The following is a 17,258-nucleotide window of genomic DNA, read 5'->3' as shown; positions in this document are numbered from 1 at the left end:
CAGGGGCGTCGGCTACTGTAGTTCTTGCGACGCGGGGTGGAGCAGTTCGGTAGCTCGCTGGGCTCATAACCCAGAGGTCGCAGGTTCAAATCCTGCCCCCGCTACCAGATGTCAGGCCCGGAAATCCACGGATCTCCGGGCCTGACTGCTTTCTGTCGACGGGTCCGGGCGACCGGCCGTCCCCGGTGCCACACGATCGCGCTGCGGCGACCTGCGACTACCGCTCGAGGGCGCGGTCCTCGCGGGTGTTGTGGATCAGCCGCTGGAGGACCTTGATCGTGGTGACGTAGTCGGCGTCGTCGATCCCGTCATGGATGAGCGCGCGGATCGCAGGTGCGTGGCGCGCGAGCTCCAACCGGCCCGCCTTGCCGGCCTCGGTGATGCGCAGCCGGACTCCCTCGCGCTCCAGCCAGCCCCGTGCAACCAGGGTGTCGGCCTCGGTGTCGAGATCGTCCTCCTCGCGAAGGTACTCAGCCATCGCGTGCTCGAGCTCGGCGACGGTCGCGCCCTGGTCGTCCTCGGCGAGGTCGTGCGCATCCAGGTGGCGCAGCAGCCAGAACTGAGGTTGCGTGTACCCGCGGAGCCGTTGCTCCCGCCGAGTGAAGGTGATGACGGACTCGTAGGCCCGTCGTGTCCAGTACGCCGCGACCTGGCGGGCGAGAGCGGCGTCGTTGTCCGTCGTGGAAGTCGTCATCGCAGCACGGTAGGAGCTCAAGTCGACGTGAAGTCAAGAGCGCTGCACGCGGCATCGCTGCGCACCCTCGCGGGACGCGCGGGTCCCGGCCGACGACCGGCACGCCCGATGAAGGAGACATCGTGAACACCACGCCCACGCCTGACGACGCCGACTCCCCACCGAGGAAGACCTGCGATGCGAGCGGGATGGCCGAGATCCACCGGATGTTCCGGGCGGGGTTCGGTGAAGGGCCCGAGCTCGTGCGCGGCGTACGCCAGGGCGACACGACCCACGCCGAGACGGTGGCGCGACATCTGACCATGCTCTCCGTCGGGCTGCACGCCCACCACGAGGGGGAGGACGAACGGTTGTGGCCGGCACTCGAAGCGCGCGCGCCGGCCTGCGCGCTGCACGTCGAGCGGATGAAGGCGCAGCATGCCGAGATGCTGGTCCAGCTGGATGCACTCGATGCGGCTCTGCCGTCCTGGCGGACGTCCGCCACGGATCCCGCCGCCGTCCTCGCTGCGCTCGGCGGGATCAACGCGGCGCTCGCGGAGCACCTGCCCGACGAGGAGAAGACCATCGTGCCCGCGATGGAGACGACGCTCACGGAGAAGGAGATCCAGTGGTTCTCCACGCACGGGCGCAAGGCGACGCCCAAGGGTCAGACGTGGGACCAGCTCGGGGCCATCCTGGATGCCCAGCCCGATGGCGATCTCTGGATGCGCAAGCACCTGCCGGCGCCGGTCCGGCTGTTGTGGCGCTGGCGGGGCAAGGCGCACTACGAGCGCACGCGGGCGGCGCTCCGACCTCGCTGATGGCGAGCTGCGGTCCTCAGGTGGAGAGGACCGGCGTGTTCTGGTTCGCGGTGAGCAGCCAGCGACCTGCTTCCTTGGCGACGACGTACATCGGCGATCCCTCGCTCTCGGGCATGCCGTCGGCGGTGAAGAAGCGCTGGCGCACCTTGACCGCCGCCACGTCCGGTCGGATGAACAGGACGTGCTCGAGCTCGTAGGTGGTCGTTCCCAGCGTGCTGGAGCCCGGGAGCACCTGGGCGGTGAACTCGGCGATCGCGTCGCGCCCGAACAGCCGCTTGCCGTGCCCGGTCGTCCAGATCGCATCCTCCCGGAAGAGGTCGAGGAACTCGTCGACGAGCTCGTTCTGCTGGGCATGTTCCACGGCCGCGACCAGCGCGTGCAGGGCGGCGAGCTCCGCGACGCGCGTCGGATCGGGGGCCTCGGTGCGTGCTTCCTGTGCGGTCATGACGGCCATGGTGGTAGTTCGAGCCCACTTCAAGTCAAGCCTTCGACGAGCCGGCTCGATCGTGGCTCGGACGTGGCCCTCATGGGGTGGCCGAGAGGGTGTAGCCGGCGATGGGGATGACCAGCCTGCCGTCCTCGACGAACGTCTCGAGCAGCTCGTGCGACTCCACGAGCATCCGGTCGAGGGTCGGGACGTCGAGCCGGTCCCGAAGCGGCGTCGCGTTCACCTCGGTCCTCACCATCGCTTCGACACTGGGGAAGAAGGCCGGTCGGGTGTGCCGGCGGACTGCTAGCACCCGCAGCCCGACATCTGCGCAGCAGTCGGCCAGAGCCGACGGATCACCCTGCGACCAGTAGGTCCCCAGGAGCTCGGTCGCCTCCGGTCCCGCATGGTGGGTGACCATCTCCACCCAGGGTCCGTACGCAGGCTGCGCATGCAGCGACGAGAAGGCGTGCACCACGACACGTCCACCGGGTCGGGTCACCCGCCGCATCTCGGCGAGGGCGCCGGCAGGATCGGGGAAGAAGAAGATCGCAGCCTGGCAGGTGAGGACGTCGAATCCGCCGGCCGGGAACGGAAGCGCCGCCACGTCGCCCTGCTCCCAGGAGACGCGCGGCTCGACGCGGTGCGCGACAGCAAGCATGGCGGGATTGAGGTCGACCCCGGTGACGCTCCCACCCGGTGCAGCCAACGTCACCGCTGCGCGCGCCACGACGCCCGTCCCGCACGCCACGTCCAGGACCTGGTCCCCGGGGCCGACCTCTGCCGCCTCGAGGACGGGTTCCACCCACTGCCGGAAGAGCGCGGGGACGAACCGCTCCTCGTACGCCTCGGCCTGCTCGGCATCGATCATGAACTGCTCGGTCGCCATGTCCCCAGCGTCGGTCTCCGATCCTCTCGACGGATCGGTCACCCGTCCCATCGCGTGACCCATGTTCGGCGAGGGACACTGTCGGGATGGAGGCCGAGGAGCTTCTCAGCGTGGCCGACACCCGCGCCGCGGAAGGTGACTACGCGGGGGCGCTGGCTGCTCGCGAGCAGGCGTACACCCGGCTGCGGCAGGCGGGGGAGACCCGGTCGGCGTCACGGCTGGCGGCGTACCAGATCGCCTTCGACCACCTGGCTCTCTTCGGCAACAAGGCCGTGGCGCAGGGATGGCTCGAGCGGGGCATCAGGCTTGCGTCCGCTTCCGGTGACTGCGCTGAGGCGGGCTGGGTCGCCCTGGCCCGCGCGCTCCACGCCGCGGACACGCGCGAGCGGGATCGTTGGACCGGCGTGGCCGAACGCGCCGCCGCCACGTTCGGCGACGCGGACCTGGGCTTCGACGCCCTGGCGTACCGGGGGCTCGCCACCGTCGAGCGCGGTCGGGTGGGGCGCGGGATGCGGCTGCTCGACGAGGCGGTCGCGGCCGCCTACAGCGGCGAGGTGACGAGTCCGGTCGTGGCCGGCGAGATCTTCTGCAAGCTGATGGTCGCGTGCGAGCAGGTGCTGGACGTGCCGCGCGCCGAGGAGTGGCACCGGGTGGTCACGCTGCTCGAGCAGCGGCTCGATCTCGCGTGGGCCTCGGCGATCTGCCGGATGCACGTCGGCGCCGTGTGGACCGTCGCCGGCAGGTGGGACGAGGCCGAGCGCGAGCTGGCCCGAGCCATCGAGCTGTACGACGCGACGTACCGCGCGCTGCGGCCGGCCGCGTGCGCACGCATGGCGGAGCTGCGCGTTCGCCAGGGACGGCTCGAGGAGGCCGAGCGCCATCTTCAGGAGGGCAGGGAGGACGGCTTCGCATCCCGCCCTGCGGCACGGCTCGCCTGGCGGCAGGCCGTCAGCGACATCGAGCGTCGGGCCGCGGCGGCGGCGCTCTCGGACGCGATCAGGCCTCGCAGAGACGAACCGGCAGTGATCCCTGAGCTCGCCCTGCTCGTCGAGCTCAAGATCGCCTGCAACGAGCCCGAGGATGCTGCCACCACTGCGGCGAGGCTGACCGAGGTCACCACCCACGACGTCGGCGCCGCGCTCACGGCGTACGCGCGGCTTGCCGAGGGTCAGGTCGCAGCGTCGCGTGCGTCCCCCGACACTGCTGACCTGTTGCGTGAGGCGGTGCGTCGCTTTGCTCGCGCCCGGCTGCCGTTGGAGCAAGCCACGACCGGAGTCGCCCTGGCCGAGGTGCTGGCCGAGTCGGACCCAGCCTCCGCACTGGCCGAGTGTCGGGCAGCCGCAGAGATCCTCGTCTCCCTGGACGCCCGCAGCGAGACCGACCGGGCCTCGGCGGTGCTGCGCAGACTCGGTGGGCGAGGGGTCCCAGAACCGCGCGCCACGGGTGTTCTCACCCACCGAGAGCGGGAGGTCCTGTCCCTGGTCGCCAGCGGCCTCACGAATCCCGAGATCGCCGAACGACTGTTCCTGAGTCGCAAGACCGTGGCCCACCACGTCAGCAACGTGCTCGCGAAGCTCGGCGTACGCAACCGCGGTGAAGCCGCCGCTCTCTGGCGCCGGCACGACGAGCCCCACGAGCAGAGGACGCGGCCGCTCAGAGCTCCGCGACCGCCGCGATCGTCGCATCGACCTCGTCGGTCGAGTTGACGATGCTCGGGCCGAACCGCAGGTACGGGGTGGCGTACGGGGTCACGCCCGCCACGATGTGATCGCGCTCCCGCAAGGTGGCGACCGCGTCCGAGGGCGAGAGGCCGTCGAGCTCGTAGCAGACGATCCCGGCGGAGACCTCGGCAGCGGCGGGTGTCACCAGGCGCCCGTTCGGCAGATCGGCGAGCCCCTCCTTGAGCCGGCCGGCGAGCTCCGTCGTCCGGGATGCGATCCGCTCGACACCGATCGCGTCGTGGAACGCGAAGGCCTGCGGCAGGGCCCACCGGTGCTCGAACGAGTGGTAGCCGCCGGCGGTCATCGCGAGGCCGAACGGACTGGGATCCGATCCGCCGGTGATCCAGTTGGTGAAGCTGGGTGCGTAGAAGGCCGGGATCGTCGGAAGGACGCCGTCGACGGACTCCGACCGCGCCCACACGATGCCGGTCCCGCGAGGGCCGAACAGCCACTTGTGCGTGCCGCTGATGAAGACGTCGACGCCGAGGTCCGCCGGCCGCTCGGCACTGGCTCCGAAGCCGTGCACCGCATCGAGGCACACCACCGCGCGGCGCTCGGGCGGTCGACCGCGGTTCGCGTCGGCGACGAGGTCCGCGACCGCTCGGACGGGGATCTTGACCCCCGTCCCGGAGTGCACCCACGTCAGCGCCACCACCCGGGTGCGGGCGGTGATGCCCCGCTCCACGCGTCGCACCATCTCGTCGGCGGTGGCGTCGGCCGGGTCGTCGTACAGCGTGACGACGTCGAGCCTCGCGCCCGAGCGCTGAGCGGCGAGTCGTAACGACTCGTGCGAGGAGTAGAAGTCGTGCGTGGTGGTCAGGATCCGGTCCCCGGGCCGGAGCCGCAGCCCGTTGTAGACGGTCCCGAGACCCATGGTCGTGCTGTCGGTGAGGGCCACCTCCATCGGATCGACGCCCAGGTGCGCCGCGGCGGCCTCGCGCGCCACCTGCTCGTGGGCCTGCTCGTCCTCGAGCACCAGCGCGGGGTCGGCGTCCAGCGCATCCCGCCACTGCTCGATGGCGCGACGCACCGGATCGGGGTGGGCCGCGAGGACGAACGCCGCGAGGTGGGCCTGCTCGGTCGACAGCGGGAAGGAGTCGCGGACGTCCTGCCAGGTGGACAGGGAGAGGGGATCGTCCGTCGCGCCTCGCTCTGCGTCGGCCGGGGAATCGTCCGCCGAACCCGAGCACGCCATCAGCGAGCTCGAAGCCGCTGCCAGCGCTGAGGCCGCCAGGGCCTTGGTCAGCACGCTCCGTCGGGTGAGGTCGGTGTCCATCGTCCAGGCTCCTCGTCACAGGCTCCGTGGTTCCCGCTCCGGGCCGCGGCCCTCGGCCGGAATCCACTCCGCAGAGTAGGGACCGGCGCCGATCTCGTCGAGAGAATCGCCCGTGCTGGCGCTGTCTCGGCGCTCGATGGCTCCCGTCGCTCGGTGTGCCGGCGGGCACGAGCTCAGGTCGTCGCCTGCTCGCAGTACTCCCAGAGGCGGCGCTTGTCGTCGTCCGTCGTCTCGTTGCGGCCGAGGTAGGACGTCGGCCGGATCCGGCGGTCGTGCCAGAACGCGCCGCCGTGCCGGGCGGGTTCGTCGGCGGCGATCAACCACACCATCGTCTCGGCGCCCTCCTCGGGCGTACGCAGGATCGGCCGCGTCAGCGCCCGGAACCGCGGGAGGTAGGTCTGCACGCCCGGCGTGTCCGCCCAGCCCGGGTGCATGCTGTGCGCGGTGGCGTCGGTGAGTCGTTCGTTCCAGAACGGCGTCAGGTCCACCTGCATGCGCTTCGTACGGGCGTACGCAGCCGTTCCGGAGTAGCCGCGGCGGAACTCGAGATCGTCCATCTCCACCCGCGTCGCGTACATCCCGCCGGAGGCCACGGCGACGACGCGCGCGCCGGGCTCGAGGCGGGGGGGCCAGGAGGCGGTTCATCAGGTGCGGGCCGAGGACGTGCAGGGCGAGGGAGAGCTCGTGGCCCTGCGCCGACTCGGTGCGCTCCGGCGGCATGGAGCCGGCGTTGTGCAGGATCGCGTGCAGCCGGACGTCGAGGCCGATCAGCTCCTCGGCGAACCGCCGGACGTCGTCGAGGTCGGCCATGTCGACGACGTGCGCCGTGATCGAGGCGTCGGGCACGGATGCGGCGAGCTCGGCAGCGGCTGCCCGGGCGCGCTCGGGGCTGTGGCCGACGATGCGGACCTCGGCTCCCAACTGGGCCAGGTCGCGGGCCGCGGCCTTGCCGAGGCCGGCGGTGCCGCCGGTGACGATCACCGTCTTGCCGGCGAGAGCGTCCGGCGGCAACGGCTCCCAGTGCCGCGACCGCAGCGCGTAGCCGATCTTGCTGTAGCCGAGTGCGACCGAACGGTCGAGGGCACGGTCAGCGAGCGACTCCCTCACCGCGGACACCGCGAATGGCGACGCATGAGACTCCTCGAGGTGCGAAGGCGCTGGTGGCGCGACTGTAGCCGCGGGCCTGACGTCGCACCGGTCGCCGAGCGTCGCCGAGGAGTCGAGCAGCGCTCAGGAGTCGAGCAGCGCCTCCAGCCGAGCGGTGAGGGCCTTGGGATCGACGCCGTGCCAGTGCCCGGGCTCGCGCCAGACCCGAGCGTCGATCCGGCCCGCCAGCTGCTCGGCCATGCCGACGATCTCGGGCGGCGACGCCGTGCTGACCACCACGTGGGTCGGGACGGCGACGGCGCCCAGCGTGTCCTCGTCGACGACGGCGAGATCGATGTCGCCGAGCAGGGTCGGCGCAGCGCGGACGACGCCGGGCCACGCACGCGATGCCCTCAGGTCGTCGAGGATCTCGTCCGGCACGCCGGTCGCCTCGTAGAACGCGACGACGGCGGCCTCGTCCTCGCCGGCGGCGAGCGCGTCGGCGATCCGTGTGCGCAACCCGGAGTCGTCGGCCGCGGAGTCGACGGCGGGCTCGAGCAGGACCGCGTGGTGAGCCTCGAGCGGGCCCGCCGCGGCGGCCTGGAGCACCAGCGCGGCGCCAGAGGAGAACCCGAGCACCGCGCAGGCGCCGCCGACGAGCGCCAGCAGCGCTCTCAGGTCCGCGATCTCGTGGCGCACAGTCAGGTCAGAGGTTGCGGCGTTGCGACCGCGGCCCCTGCGGTCGTACGTCACCACCTCGAACCGCCCCGCCAGCGCGTCGATCGCGTCCTGCAGCGGTCGCATCGCGCTCGAGCCGAGCGCGGGGTCGACCCACACAAGGCGTGGACCGCTCCCGACCACCGTGTAATGGAGCACGTACTCGCCACGATCCAGGGTGCTGTCCATCGATCACTCCCATCGTTCTTAACCTGTACTTCTGAGTACAGTTCTGAAAACTGTACTCTTGCGTCCATGTCGAAGGCAAGCGGTTCGGTCTCCGGTCGCAAACGGGACGCGATCCTCGTCGCGGCGAAGCAGAGCTTCCTCGAGCGCGGCTTCACCGCCACGAATCTCGACGAGGTCGCCGAGGCCGCCGGGGTGTCGAAGATGACGATCTACAGCCACTTCACCTCGAAGGAGAACCTGTTCGTCAGCGTGCTCCAGAAGGTGATCACGGAGCGCTCGGCAGCCGGGCCGCCGCTCGACGCCGATGTCAAGGCGTCGCGGCTCCAGGACGCGCTTGTCGCGATCGCGGCTGACATCGTCGCGACCGTGCAGGATCCGGACGTCGTCGGCCTGCGCCGCGTGCTCATCGCGGAACAGCCCCGGCACCCCGAGCTGGCCGCCGCCTGGAGGCGCTCGACCGTCCTGGCCACCGTGGATGAGCTCGCCGACTACCTCGCGCGGCTGCGCACCCGCGGCTTGATCGCTGTCGACGACGCGACCATGCTGGCGCGGCAGCTCCTCTGGATGCTGATCGGCGATCCGCTCGACGCCGCGCTGCTGACGCCGGACGCCGAGCGGACGAGCGCCACGGTCCACGCGTCGCAGGCCGTACGCACCGTGCTCGCGGCCTACGGGAGGCCGTGAGGGTCGGGGCGACCCGACCAGCGTCCGAGCACATGGCCGAGCCGCGCAGCTCAGACGTCCGTCCCGGCACGACCTGCCAGTACATCGGCCAGCGCACCGCGAGGCGGGGCGCCGAGGAGCGTCGTCGTCACGAAGCCGGCTGCGAGCCCGTCGAAGAGGTGGTGCCGCCGCAGCATCGCGTGCTTGCCGCCCCGCACGCGGACGAAGGTGACGTGTGCCGAGCGCTCGAGCGCGTGCGAGACGGCCGCAGCGATGGCCGGGTCGGCGACGCGGTCGTCGGTGCCGTGCACGATCAGCACCGACCTGCCGTCGAGGTCGGTGTCGCCGTCGGTGGCGTACAGGTACGGGTTGAGCGCGACGACGCTCGAGACGCTCGGATGAGCACCCGCCAGGATCGCGGCACGGCCGCCCAGCGAGTGCCCGACCAGCGACACGGGCACATCGAGCCGGTGCTCCGTCCGGAGGCGCTCCAAGGCCCAGCGCACGTCGTCGACCGGCGTACGTCCGGGGTTCCAGCCGCGGGTGCTGTTCAGCAGTCGGAAGACCGCCAGCCTGCCGCGACCGGCGTGCGCGAGTCGCTTCGCGATCGGGACCATCCGCAGGACGGACGGCTGGGTGGGACTCACCACCGTGGTGCCGCGACGGCCCCCACCCCCGTGCAGGACGACGACCGCTGCGGCCGGTTCCTCCGGCAGCCGGGTCGCGATGAGTCGGGCTCTGACCTCCATCGACGACCAGCCAACCCCAGGAAGCGCCTCGGCGCAGGCCGCCGCTGGGGGACCGTGGACGGACCCGAGCCGTCCACGGCTCGCGACCTCACGGCGTGGCCGCTCCCGCGAGCGCGACGCCGTGCCGCTGCGTCACCGAGAGGATCGCCTCCATCGCGTCCTCGACCGGCCGGTCGAGCGGCACCGTGGAGGCGAAGTCGGCGAAGAACCGCCCGGCTCCGTCGCCCGACGTGATCGCGAGGAAGCGCGCGGTGTCGCCGACGACCCCGAACGTGGCAGGCGTCCCGGCCGGGATCACGACCAGCCCGCCCGGCTCCACCTCGTACGACGTCGCGTCGACCATGACGCTCACGCGTCCCTCGAGGAGGAACAGCACGCCGGTCCACGGTGAGACGTGCGGCGGCGCCATCGGTGCGGCGGGTGCGATCACCTCGAACACCTCGAACGCGCCCGCGGTGTCGTGGACGGCCGCCTTCGCGACATGGTCGCCGTCGATCATCCGGTAGCGTCGGCCCTCGCCGGGCTGGACGTTGATGCTGGTCATGGCTCCTCCTTCGCCGGATGCGTCCAGCCTCCGACGACCGGGCGAGGTCGGATCGAGTAGTGGGCTACTCGATCCCGAGGAGGTCCGCGAGGGCGCTGCGCTCCGAGACCCCCAGCTTGTGCCCGGCGCGGTACAGATGCCCTTCGACCGTCCGCACCGAGACCGTCAGCCGTGCGGCGATGTCCTTGTTCGTCAGCCCGCGCGCGGCGAGGGTGACGATCTCCCGCTCCCGCCCGGTCAGCGGGAGGGGCCGCGCCGCGATCGACAGGGCCGGAGTCCGGGCACCGGACCGGGCCGCGAGGCCGTCGGCACGAGCTGCGGCCGTCAGCGCCGCGCCCTGCTGCCCGCGACGGCGGTAGGCCTGGGAGGCCTGGGCCGCCGCGTCCCCGGCAGCGACCAGGTCGCCGAGCCTGCTCCAGCGGTCGGCGGCCTCCAGGAGCGCCGTGCCGTCCTCGTCCTGCCACGCGCGAGCGTGGGCGAGCGCGACCTGCGCGCGCGGGACGGCGTCGCCCAGGGCGACCAGGCGAGGGCCGGCCTCCGCTGTGCCGCCGAGCTGCACGGCGCTCTGCCACGCCAGCACCTCGTACGCGGTGGCGCCGGTCTCACGGGCGAGCCCCGCCGCGCTCGCGGCGAAGCCGATCGCCGCGGTCGTCGATCCGTCGGCAGCGGCTGCCCACGCCTGCGCGAGGAGGTCGTCCGGCCGGTACAGGCCGTACGCCGGGTGCTGCTCGGTCTCGATGTCGACCAGGACGAGGCCTGCCTGCTCGGCGAGACCCGCCTGCGCGAGCGCGGTCCCCAGCAACGTCCGGCACCGGAAGCGGAACTCGTGGCCCGAGCCCTCCAGGCCCGCCCACGCCTCGCGCAGGAGCGGCAGCGCATCGCCGAGCCGGCCGCCGCAGAGTGCGGCGTGGCCCGCCACGACCAGGCCCATCAGCCGCGCCGGGCCCGGCAGGTCCGCGGATGCGGTGCGCATGCGTCGGGCCAGCTCGTCGGCCCGACCGGTCGTCCCCGCCAGGCGGTGCCCGAGCACCTGGAGATCGGCGAGCCCGAATCCGGGGATGGTGGTCGGCACCCGGTCCTGCGTGAGGCCGCCGACCGCAGCGGCCTCGTCGAGCAGCTCGGCGCGTCCCGTCACGGCGGCTGCCGCCGAGACCGCCGAGGCGACGAGGATCCGCGCGAGGTCGTCGGGCAGCTCGGCGCGCAGCAGCTGCGGTCCGCGGTCCAGCACGGCGGAGGTCTCGCCGGCGGCGGCCTCGAGGGCGAGGGACATCGCGGCCACGTGGAACGGAGCTGCTCCGGCGGACTCGGCCGCGGCGAGCGCCCCGCGGGCCTGCTCGGGGCGCGCCATCGTCCAGAGCAGGTTGCCGGTGCGGTGCAGGTGGGCCATCGCGGACACCCCCGGGTCCGAGGTGCTCGTGGCGAGGTGCGCCAGGATCGTCTCGGCCTCGTCACCGCGGCTGAGCCAGGAGAGGGCCGCGGCGTGCACGAGCAAGGCCACGGGGTTGCCCGTCGTGGCGGCCGCGCGTGCGAGCCGCTCGGCCAGGGGCAGGTCGTACAGCCGGGTCGCGGCCTCGGCCGCCCTGAGGAAGAGCTCGGGGTCGGCCGGCAGATCCGAGTCGAGCGTGAGCACGGCCCGCGGGAGCGGGTCCGGGTCGGGCTCCAACGTCTGCGCGACGAGCCCGCGCAGGCGGCGGGCGCGCAGCGTTCCCATCGCGGCACGGCGGACCTCGCCGTACAGCGGGTGCGCCAGACGGGCGACGACCCCGTCGCTGCGCACCAGGTGCCGAGCCTCGGCCTCCTCCAGCGCGGTCGCCGAGACCAGGGCGGCGAGCGTCGCGACCGCGACGGGCTCCGTGAGCGCGACCAGGTCGACCACGTCGTGCACCGGCTGGGGGAGGCTCCCGATCTCGTGCTGGAGCAGGTCGGCGAGGTCCGGCGAGATCGCCGGCTCACTGGTCCACCGCCAGATCCCGGACGCCGGGGTGAAGCGGCCTGCCGCCACCTCGCCGCCGAGCAGGTGTCGGAGGAACAGCGGGCTGCCCTGGGTCAGTGTCCACAGCCGCTGGGCCGACGCCGAGTCGACCGGGCCGCCGAGGACCTGCGCGACCAGGCCGGTCGTCTCCGCCAGGTCGAGCGGGACCAGATCGAGGCGGGGGAGGTGCTCGTCCTTCCACAGTGCCGTCACGCTGTCCGGCGCCGGTTCCCCGGTCCGCAGCGTGATCACCGCAGGCGCGATCCGTCGCTCGACCACACGGTGGAGCACGAGCGCGGAGTGCTCGTCGAGCAGGTGCGCGTCGTCGACGGCCAGCACCAGGGGTTGCTGCTGCTCGAGCTGGTCCAAGGCCTGTCCGATGGCGTCCGCGGCCGGCGAGGCCGGGACGTCGAGCAGACCCGCCAACGCACCGAGCGGCAGCGGTCGGGCCGCCGCGCTGCCGTGGGCCAGGACGACCGCCGCGCCTCGCGGCGCGGACGTCTCGAGGGCCTCGCGGACGAGCCGGGTCTTGCCGACCCCGGCCGGACCGGCCACCACCACCCCCGCAGCACCGGGTCGGATGGCCGCCGCAACCCTCCGCAGCTCCTCGTCACGCCCGGTGAGCGGCCACGGCCGCTCCATGGGCTCAGGCTAGCGCCACGGATTCGAGTACCGCACTACTCGTGCCTGCGCGGTCGAGCGGCGCGACCCTTGCTGCATGAGCACACGAAGGGTCCTCGTCACCGGTGCCGGCCGGGGGATCGGCCGCGCCATCGCGGTCCGCCTCGCCTGCTCGGGGTGGGAGGTCTATGGCGGGGTCCGTACGGAGGCGGCCGGCAAGGAGCTGGCCGCCGAGTCGGAACTGATCACGCCGGTCGAGCTCGACCTCACCGTCCCCGCGCACCTCGCCGCGCTCGACCGCGAGCTCCCCGAACGGCTCGACGCACTCGTCAACAACGCCGGCATCGCGGTCGCCGGACCGGTCGAGACGTTGTCCTCGGCGGACATGCACCACCAGTTCGACGTCAACCTGATCGGCCCGCTCGCGCTCACGCGCACCGTGTTGCCGCGTCTGCGCCGGACACGTGGGCGCGTCGTCTTCATCTCGTCGATCAACGGCAGGGTGTCGTTCCCGTTCACGGGCCTGTACAACGCCTCGAAGTACGCGACCGAGGCGGTGGCCGACTGCCTGAGGGTGGAGCTGCGCCCGTTCGGCGTCCAGGTGGCCGTCGTCGAGCCGGGGGTGACCGACACCGACCCGTGGCACGAGATGGACCGGCTGCTCGACGAGCTCGAGGCCGGCCTCACCCCCGAGCACCAGCGGCTGTACGCGCCGCACTTCGCCGGCGAGCGCCGGCTGGTCGGCAGGATCCGCCGGAACGCGAAGCCGCCCGAGCGCGTCGCCGCCGCTGTCGAGCGGCAGCTCGGTCGACGGCGGATGAGGCCGCGCACGGTGGTCGGGACGGATGCGCGCACGATCCTCGCGATGAAGGCGGTGCTGCCGGCTCGCGGTCTCGACGCGGTCTGGGCGCAGGGTCTGGGGTTCTAGCGGACCTGAGCACGTCCGCGGTCAGGGCCGAAGCCGGTCGAGGAAGTCGGCGACGAGCGGGGCGATCTCCTCCAGATGGTCCTCGAGGGCGAAGTGGCCGGTCCGGAAGAGGTGCAGCTCGGCGTCCGGCAGATCCCGGAGGTACGCGGTGGCGCCGGGTGCCGGGAAGAACGGGTCGTCCGCGCCCCACACGATCAGGGTCGCGGGCCGGTGCGTGCGCAGCCACGACTGCCATCGCGGGTAGCGCTCGACGTTGGCGTGGTAGTCGAACGCGATGGCGATCTGGGCGCGGACCCTGCCGGGCTGCTCCAGGAAGTACTGGTCGAGGATCCACGAGTCGGGGGCGAGCAGCTCGGGTCGCGTCACCCCGGTCACGTACTGGCTGCGCGTGCCCGACAGGGTCAGCAGGTCGGCGATCGTGTCGGTGGCGCCGGGTGTGTCGGGCCGCAGCGCGATGAAGTCGCGCGCCCCGGCGGAGAGCCCTTCCTCGTAAGCGTTGCCGTTCTGCACGATCAGGCCGGTGATCTGCGCGGCTCGGCGCTGCGCGAGGCGGAATCCGACGGGGGCGCCGAAGTCGAAGACGTACAGCGCGAACCGCTCGAGCCCGATCGCCGTCACGAAGGCGTCGACGACCTCCGCGAGGTGGTCGAAGGTGAACGAGAAGCCGTCGGGAGTCTGCGTGTGACCGAAGCCGGGGTAGTCCGGCGCGACGAGGCGGTACCGCGACCCCAGCACGTCGAGCAGGCGGCGGAACTGGTGCGACGCCGAGGGGAACCCGTGCAGCAGCAACAGCGTCGGGGCGCCGGCGCGGTCGGGAACGGACTCGCGGAAGAAGACGCGGACGTCGCCCACGGCCAGCGTGCGGTGGACCACGCGTGCGGTCATGGTTCGGCTCCTCTCGCCGCCACCATGCTGACCCGGGCGGACGGCGGTGCACAGCGCCCCGGCAGGAACCCATCGCGACGCGGCCGTTCAGCGGCTGTCGCGCAGCTCGGCTCGCTGGAATCGTCGTGGCTACCGACGACCCCGGGAGCACGATGACGCAGACCACCACGAGCGCGACGCTCGACGAGGCGCGCGCCGTCCTCGCCGCGCAGCCCTTCAGCGCGCTTCTGGGTGCGCGGCTGGCGGAGTTCGGCGACGGGTTCGCCGTCCTCGAGATCGACCTCGACGACCGGCACCGCCAGCAGCTCGGGTACGCGCACGGTGGCGTCTGGGCGTACGCCGCCGACAACGCGATCACGTTCGCCGGGGGCAGCGTCCTCGGGCCGCGGGTGCTGACCGGCGGCATCACCGTCGACTACCTCCGGCCGGCCCGCACCGGCGTGCTGGTGGCTCGGGCCCGGGTGGTTCATCGCAGTGCGCGCCAGGCCGTGTGCCAGGCGACACTGGGCCTCGCAGGGGACGACGCCCCGTACGCCGTGGCCCACGGTCGCGTGACGGTGGCGTCGGAGAGGACGCGCACGTGAGCGCGCACCCGACGATCGCGGCGTACCTCGAGACTCTCGACGCGGCACGCGCTGAGACCCTCGCCGCGCTGTGCGACCTGATCCAGGACGTCGATCCCCGGATCGAGGGCTCGATCAAGTGGAACGCGCCCAGCTTCGCCATCACGGATCACTTCGCGACGACGGGCCTCGAACGCACCGCGCCCGCCGTCCGACTCGTGCTGCACACGGGCGCGCGCAGGCAGTCGGTGCCCGTACGGATCGTGGTCGACGACCCGCGCTCCCTGCTCTCGTGGCGTGGAGCCGACCGGGCGACGGTCAGGTTCGTCGGGGTGGACGACGTCGCCGGGTGCGCTGACGACCTGCGCAGCATCCTGCGTCAGTGGATCGACCAGACCCAGGGAGTCGCAACCCGAGGAGCGAGGACATGAGCACGAACCGAGACGTCGTGATCACCCCGGCGGCCGGCCAGGCGGCCGCGTGGTCGTGGGGCCGGGTGGCAGGACTCGGCCTCGTGGCGGTGCTCGTCAACCTCCTGCTGCTCGCCGTCGGCCACGCGCTCGGGGCCGACTACGACGTCGGCCAGGAGGTGCCGGTGCGGGTCGAGCACCTCCTGGCCGGCACCCTCGTCCCGTTCGTCCTCGCGAGCACGCTGCTGTGGCTCCTCACCCGGAACCACGCCCCGCGGCGGCGGCCCCTGGCGAGGGTGGGGCTGGGACTGGGCGTCCTGTCCGCGCTCGCGCCTGCCCTGTCGGCGGAGTCGGCCGAGTCGGCGCTCTTCCTCGCCGCGATGCACGTGGTGACGGCGGCGCTCTGGTACGTCGCCGTCGCGCCACGGCCGCGCGTGTGAGGACCGCGTGCGTCTCGGTCGTTCGCGCGCCCGCGCCCGGGCGAGCGGGGTGTGGGGCTACCCCGACCGGCGGGCGCGATAGGCGGCGACGGCGTTGCGGTTGCCGCAGGTGACCGAGCAGAACCGCTTCGAGCGGTTGCGTGAGAGGTCGAGCACGAGGCCGTCGCAGTCGGCGTCGGCGCAGACCGCGAGCCGGCTGAGCTCGTCGGCGCGGATGACGTCGACCATCGACATGGCGGTCTCGACCGCGATCCGGGCTGCCAGCGGTGCGTCGTCGCCGATGGCGTGGATGTGCCAGTCGGTGTCGCCGTGCCGGACGAGCTGGGGGAGGGCATCGTGCTCGGCGAGCAGCGCGTTCGTCAGGGCGACCGCCTCGTCGCGCTCCGCGGTCAGCAGCGCCCGCAGCGGTCCGCGCAGCGCGCGCACGTCCGCGAGCTCGGACGCGGTGCCGTCGTGGCGGCCGGTGTAGCCGTGCTCGTGGAAGAACCGGTCGAGCGCCTCGACGCTGTCGAAGTCAGACGGCGGCTCCATCGCGTTGACCAGGGCGACGGCGGCTTGCATCGCCGCCTCGGTGTCATGCGCAAAAGCCATGTTGACAGATTACACGCCTCGAGCCTACCGTCATGAGCCATGAGCACTATGGCCCATGACGCCGCCGCGGCGGGCGCGACTGCCGCCGGCCCTCGCACGGCGAGCGGGCTCGGGTTCGCTCTGACCTCGGCCCTGGCGTTCGGACTGTCCGGGCCGATCGCCAGCCCGCTGTTCGACGCCGGCTGGAGCACCGGCGCCGTGACCCTGCTGCGGATCGGGCTCGGCGCCGTCGTGGTCGTCCCGTTCGGGCTCGTCGCCCTCCGCGGTCGGTGGGGCGTCCTGCGCCGCAACGCCCGTCTGGTCGTGCTGTACGGGCTGCTGGCGGTGGTCGGCGCGCAGTTCTGCTACTTCGCCGCGATCCAGCGGATGCAGGTCGGGCCTGCCCTGCTGATCGAGTACACCGCGCCGGTCGCCGTGGTGGTCTGGTTCTGGCTCCGGCACGGCCAGCGGCCGGGACCGGTCACACTCGTCGGTGCCCTGCTCGCCGCGCTCGGGCTGTTCTTCGTCCTCGACCTGCTCGGTGGCGCGACCCTCGATCCGATCGGGGTGTTGTGGGCCCTCGGTGCCATGGTCGGCGCCGCGACGTACTTCGTGATCAACGGCGACCTGGACAACGGGCTGCCGCCGCTGGCTCTGGCAGCGGGTGGACTGCTCGTCGGAGCGACCGGTCTCGGGTCGCTCGCCCTCGTCGGGCTGCTGCCGATGACCGCGACGACGGCGCCCGTCGGGCTCGCCGGAGCGACGGTGCCGTGGTGGCTGCCCGTGGCGCTGCTCGGTGCGGTCACGGCCGGCGTCGCCTACGTGAGCGGGATCGCCGCCGGCCGGCGTCTCGGGTCACGCCTCTCGTCGTTCGTCGCGCTGCTCGAGGTGGTCGCGGCGGTGCTCTTCGCCTGGCTGCTGCTCGACGAGCTTCCGCGCGCGGTCCAGCTGCTCGGCGGTGTGCTGATCCTGGCCGGCGTGGTCGCCGTCCGCCTCGGCGAGGAGCGTACGGCGGCCGTCGTCGCGTCGGCGGTGCCGGTTGGTGACTCCGAACCGTCCACGAGACCCCCGCATGCCGGAGAATGCGAGGGCGCGCCGCCGGGCGCGGTGTGAT

At 72.7% G+C, this 17,258-nt stretch carries 19 protein-coding genes, 1 tRNA gene and 1 pseudogene; 9 read left to right on the top strand and 12 right to left on the bottom strand.

Translation table 11 applies throughout. The annotated features are described in order from the left end of the window. Positions 1-30 precede the first annotated feature (30 nt). Positions 31-107: transfer RNA gene (locus CLV56_RS04095), tRNA-Met, on the top strand. Between the two features lie 110 nt (positions 108-217). On the opposite strand, the gene CLV56_RS04090 is transcribed toward CLV56_RS04095, so the two are convergent. Next, positions 218-694, bottom strand: coding sequence for a hypothetical protein (locus CLV56_RS04090; protein WP_039345783.1), 477 nt, complete (start codon positions 692-694; stop codon positions 218-220). A 122-nt stretch (positions 695-816) separates the two neighbouring features. On the opposite strand from CLV56_RS04090, the gene CLV56_RS04085 reads away from it, so the two are divergent. Beyond that, positions 817-1,494, top strand: coding sequence for a hemerythrin domain-containing protein (locus CLV56_RS04085; RefSeq protein WP_211287972.1), 678 nt, complete (start codon positions 817-819; stop codon positions 1,492-1,494). Positions 1,495-1,510: 16 nt separating this feature from the next. Here the strand turns inward: CLV56_RS04085 and CLV56_RS04080 are convergent, their stop codons facing one another. Further along, positions 1,511-1,939, bottom strand: a complete 429-nt coding sequence (locus tag CLV56_RS04080) for an SgcJ/EcaC family oxidoreductase (RefSeq protein ID WP_039345931.1) — start codon at positions 1,937-1,939, stop codon at positions 1,511-1,513. 79 nt (positions 1,940-2,018) lie between these two features. Continuing rightward, positions 2,019-2,810, bottom strand: coding sequence for a class I SAM-dependent methyltransferase (locus tag CLV56_RS04075; protein ID WP_039345781.1), 792 nt, complete (start codon positions 2,808-2,810; stop codon positions 2,019-2,021). 86 nt (positions 2,811-2,896) lie between these two features. On the opposite strand from CLV56_RS04075, the gene CLV56_RS04070 reads away from it, so the two are divergent. Then, positions 2,897-4,516, top strand: coding sequence for a helix-turn-helix transcriptional regulator (locus CLV56_RS04070; RefSeq protein WP_100414424.1), 1,620 nt, complete (start codon positions 2,897-2,899; stop codon positions 4,514-4,516). On the opposite strand, the gene CLV56_RS04065 is transcribed toward CLV56_RS04070, so the two are convergent. From CLV56_RS04065 to CLV56_RS04055, 4 genes and pseudogenes are all read right to left on the bottom strand, one after another. Further along, positions 4,464-5,807 carry an aminotransferase class V-fold PLP-dependent enzyme gene (locus tag CLV56_RS04065; RefSeq protein ID WP_039345778.1) on the bottom strand — a complete coding sequence of 448 codons (1,344 nt, stop codon included), beginning with the start codon at positions 5,805-5,807 and terminating at the stop codon, positions 4,464-4,466. The genes CLV56_RS04070 and CLV56_RS04065 overlap by 53 nt on opposite strands. Before the next feature lie 173 nt (positions 5,808-5,980). Beyond that, the gene (locus CLV56_RS21170) at positions 5,981-6,364 is read right to left on the bottom strand and encodes a Rossmann-fold NAD(P)-binding domain-containing protein (RefSeq protein ID WP_245857581.1); all 384 of its coding nucleotides are present in this window, start codon (positions 6,362-6,364) and stop codon (positions 5,981-5,983) included. Positions 6,365-6,530: 166 nt separating this feature from the next. Further along, a pseudogene (locus CLV56_RS21425) lies at positions 6,531-6,788 on the bottom strand (SDR family NAD(P)-dependent oxidoreductase); the annotation flags it as partial. A gap of 249 nt (positions 6,789-7,037) precedes the next feature. Beyond that, positions 7,038-7,799: an alpha/beta fold hydrolase gene (locus tag CLV56_RS04055; RefSeq protein WP_100414423.1), complete on the bottom strand. Its 762-nt coding sequence runs from the start codon at positions 7,797-7,799 to the stop codon at positions 7,038-7,040. A 66-nt stretch (positions 7,800-7,865) separates the two neighbouring features. On the opposite strand from CLV56_RS04055, the gene CLV56_RS04050 reads away from it, so the two are divergent. Beyond that, positions 7,866-8,483 (top strand): TetR/AcrR family transcriptional regulator, encoded by a 618-nt coding sequence (locus CLV56_RS04050; RefSeq protein ID WP_039345776.1) that lies wholly within the window; start codon positions 7,866-7,868, stop codon positions 8,481-8,483. 50 nt (positions 8,484-8,533) lie between these two features. On the opposite strand, the gene CLV56_RS04045 is transcribed toward CLV56_RS04050, so the two are convergent. From CLV56_RS04045 to CLV56_RS04035, 3 genes are all read right to left on the bottom strand, one after another. After that, a complete protein-coding gene (locus tag CLV56_RS04045; protein ID WP_039345773.1) occupies positions 8,534-9,211 on the bottom strand; it encodes an alpha/beta hydrolase in 678 nt (225 codons plus the stop codon). A gap of 88 nt (positions 9,212-9,299) precedes the next feature. Then, positions 9,300-9,755, bottom strand: coding sequence for a cupin domain-containing protein (locus tag CLV56_RS04040; RefSeq protein ID WP_039345770.1), 456 nt, complete (start codon positions 9,753-9,755; stop codon positions 9,300-9,302). Between the two features lie 64 nt (positions 9,756-9,819). Next, positions 9,820-12,369 (bottom strand): helix-turn-helix transcriptional regulator, encoded by a 2,550-nt coding sequence (locus tag CLV56_RS04035; RefSeq protein WP_039345767.1) that lies wholly within the window; start codon positions 12,367-12,369, stop codon positions 9,820-9,822. Between the two features lie 76 nt (positions 12,370-12,445). On the opposite strand from CLV56_RS04035, the gene CLV56_RS04030 reads away from it, so the two are divergent. After that, positions 12,446-13,276 carry an SDR family NAD(P)-dependent oxidoreductase gene (locus CLV56_RS04030; RefSeq protein ID WP_039345763.1) on the top strand — a complete coding sequence of 277 codons (831 nt, stop codon included), beginning with the start codon at positions 12,446-12,448 and terminating at the stop codon, positions 13,274-13,276. A gap of 21 nt (positions 13,277-13,297) precedes the next feature. Here CLV56_RS04030 and CLV56_RS04025 read toward each other — a convergent pair whose 3' ends face one another. Then, complete coding sequence (locus CLV56_RS04025; protein WP_039345760.1) at positions 13,298-14,161, bottom strand: alpha/beta fold hydrolase; 864 nt, start codon at positions 14,159-14,161, stop codon at positions 13,298-13,300. Between the two features lie 125 nt (positions 14,162-14,286). Here CLV56_RS04025 and CLV56_RS04020 point away from each other — a divergent pair, with 125 nt between their 5' ends. The 3 genes from CLV56_RS04020 to CLV56_RS04010 are packed head-to-tail and all read left to right on the top strand — an operon-like array spanning position 14,287 to position 15,574. Beyond that, positions 14,287-14,745 (top strand): PaaI family thioesterase, encoded by a 459-nt coding sequence (locus CLV56_RS04020; RefSeq protein WP_245857579.1) that lies wholly within the window; start codon positions 14,287-14,289, stop codon positions 14,743-14,745. Next, positions 14,742-15,155: a DUF1801 domain-containing protein gene (locus tag CLV56_RS04015; protein ID WP_157805057.1), complete on the top strand. Its 414-nt coding sequence runs from the start codon at positions 14,742-14,744 to the stop codon at positions 15,153-15,155. Before CLV56_RS04020 ends, CLV56_RS04015 begins: the two co-directional genes overlap by 4 nt. Then, positions 15,152-15,574, top strand: a complete 423-nt coding sequence (locus CLV56_RS04010) for a DUF6069 family protein (protein WP_039345754.1) — start codon at positions 15,152-15,154, stop codon at positions 15,572-15,574. The genes CLV56_RS04015 and CLV56_RS04010 overlap by 4 nt, the downstream gene beginning before the upstream one ends. A gap of 57 nt (positions 15,575-15,631) precedes the next feature. Here CLV56_RS04010 and CLV56_RS04005 read toward each other — a convergent pair whose 3' ends face one another. After that, positions 15,632-16,165, bottom strand: coding sequence for a CGNR zinc finger domain-containing protein (locus tag CLV56_RS04005; RefSeq protein WP_039345750.1), 534 nt, complete (start codon positions 16,163-16,165; stop codon positions 15,632-15,634). A gap of 39 nt (positions 16,166-16,204) precedes the next feature. On the opposite strand from CLV56_RS04005, the gene CLV56_RS04000 reads away from it, so the two are divergent. Then, positions 16,205-17,257: an EamA family transporter gene (locus tag CLV56_RS04000; protein ID WP_100414420.1), complete on the top strand. Its 1,053-nt coding sequence runs from the start codon at positions 16,205-16,207 to the stop codon at positions 17,255-17,257. Position 17,258 lies beyond the last annotated feature (1 nt).

The sequence above is a fragment of the Mumia flava genome (genome assembly GCF_002797495.1).
GTDB classification, from domain to species: Bacteria; Actinomycetota; Actinomycetes; order Propionibacteriales; family Nocardioidaceae; genus Mumia; species Mumia flava.
The sequence above is the reverse complement of the archived record's forward strand: the minus strand, read 5'-3'. Positions and strand labels throughout refer to the sequence as shown.

Excerpts from the sequence above, each read along its gene's own strand:
- CLV56_RS04090 (WP_039345783.1), bottom strand. The coding sequence starts at position 694 with ATGACGACTTCCACGACGGACAACGACGCCGCTCTCGCCCGCCAGGTC.
- CLV56_RS04080 (WP_039345931.1), bottom strand. The coding sequence starts at position 1,939 with ATGACCGCACAGGAAGCACGCACCGAGGCCCCCGATCCGACGCGCGTC.
- CLV56_RS04075 (WP_039345781.1), bottom strand. The coding sequence starts at position 2,810 with ATGGCGACCGAGCAGTTCATGATCGATGCCGAGCAGGCCGAGGCGTAC.
- CLV56_RS04070 (WP_100414424.1), top strand. The coding sequence starts at position 2,897 with ATGGAGGCCGAGGAGCTTCTCAGCGTGGCCGACACCCGCGCCGCGGAA.
- CLV56_RS04065 (WP_039345778.1), bottom strand. The coding sequence starts at position 5,807 with ATGGACACCGACCTCACCCGACGGAGCGTGCTGACCAAGGCCCTGGCG.
- CLV56_RS21170 (WP_245857581.1), bottom strand. The coding sequence starts at position 6,364 with ATGGACGATCTCGAGTTCCGCCGCGGCTACTCCGGAACGGCTGCGTAC.
- CLV56_RS04055 (WP_100414423.1), bottom strand. The coding sequence starts at position 7,799 with ATGGACAGCACCCTGGATCGTGGCGAGTACGTGCTCCATTACACGGTG.
- CLV56_RS04050 (WP_039345776.1), top strand. The coding sequence starts at position 7,866 with ATGTCGAAGGCAAGCGGTTCGGTCTCCGGTCGCAAACGGGACGCGATC.
- CLV56_RS04045 (WP_039345773.1), bottom strand. The coding sequence starts at position 9,211 with ATGGAGGTCAGAGCCCGACTCATCGCGACCCGGCTGCCGGAGGAACCG.
- CLV56_RS04040 (WP_039345770.1), bottom strand. The coding sequence starts at position 9,755 with ATGACCAGCATCAACGTCCAGCCCGGCGAGGGCCGACGCTACCGGATG.
- CLV56_RS04035 (WP_039345767.1), bottom strand. The coding sequence starts at position 12,369 with ATGGAGCGGCCGTGGCCGCTCACCGGGCGTGACGAGGAGCTGCGGAGG.
- CLV56_RS04030 (WP_039345763.1), top strand. The coding sequence starts at position 12,446 with ATGAGCACACGAAGGGTCCTCGTCACCGGTGCCGGCCGGGGGATCGGC.
- CLV56_RS04025 (WP_039345760.1), bottom strand. The coding sequence starts at position 14,161 with ATGACCGCACGCGTGGTCCACCGCACGCTGGCCGTGGGCGACGTCCGC.
- CLV56_RS04010 (WP_039345754.1), top strand. The coding sequence starts at position 15,152 with ATGAGCACGAACCGAGACGTCGTGATCACCCCGGCGGCCGGCCAGGCG.
- CLV56_RS04005 (WP_039345750.1), bottom strand. The coding sequence starts at position 16,165 with ATGGCTTTTGCGCATGACACCGAGGCGGCGATGCAAGCCGCCGTCGCC.
- CLV56_RS04000 (WP_100414420.1), top strand. The coding sequence starts at position 16,205 with ATGAGCACTATGGCCCATGACGCCGCCGCGGCGGGCGCGACTGCCGCC.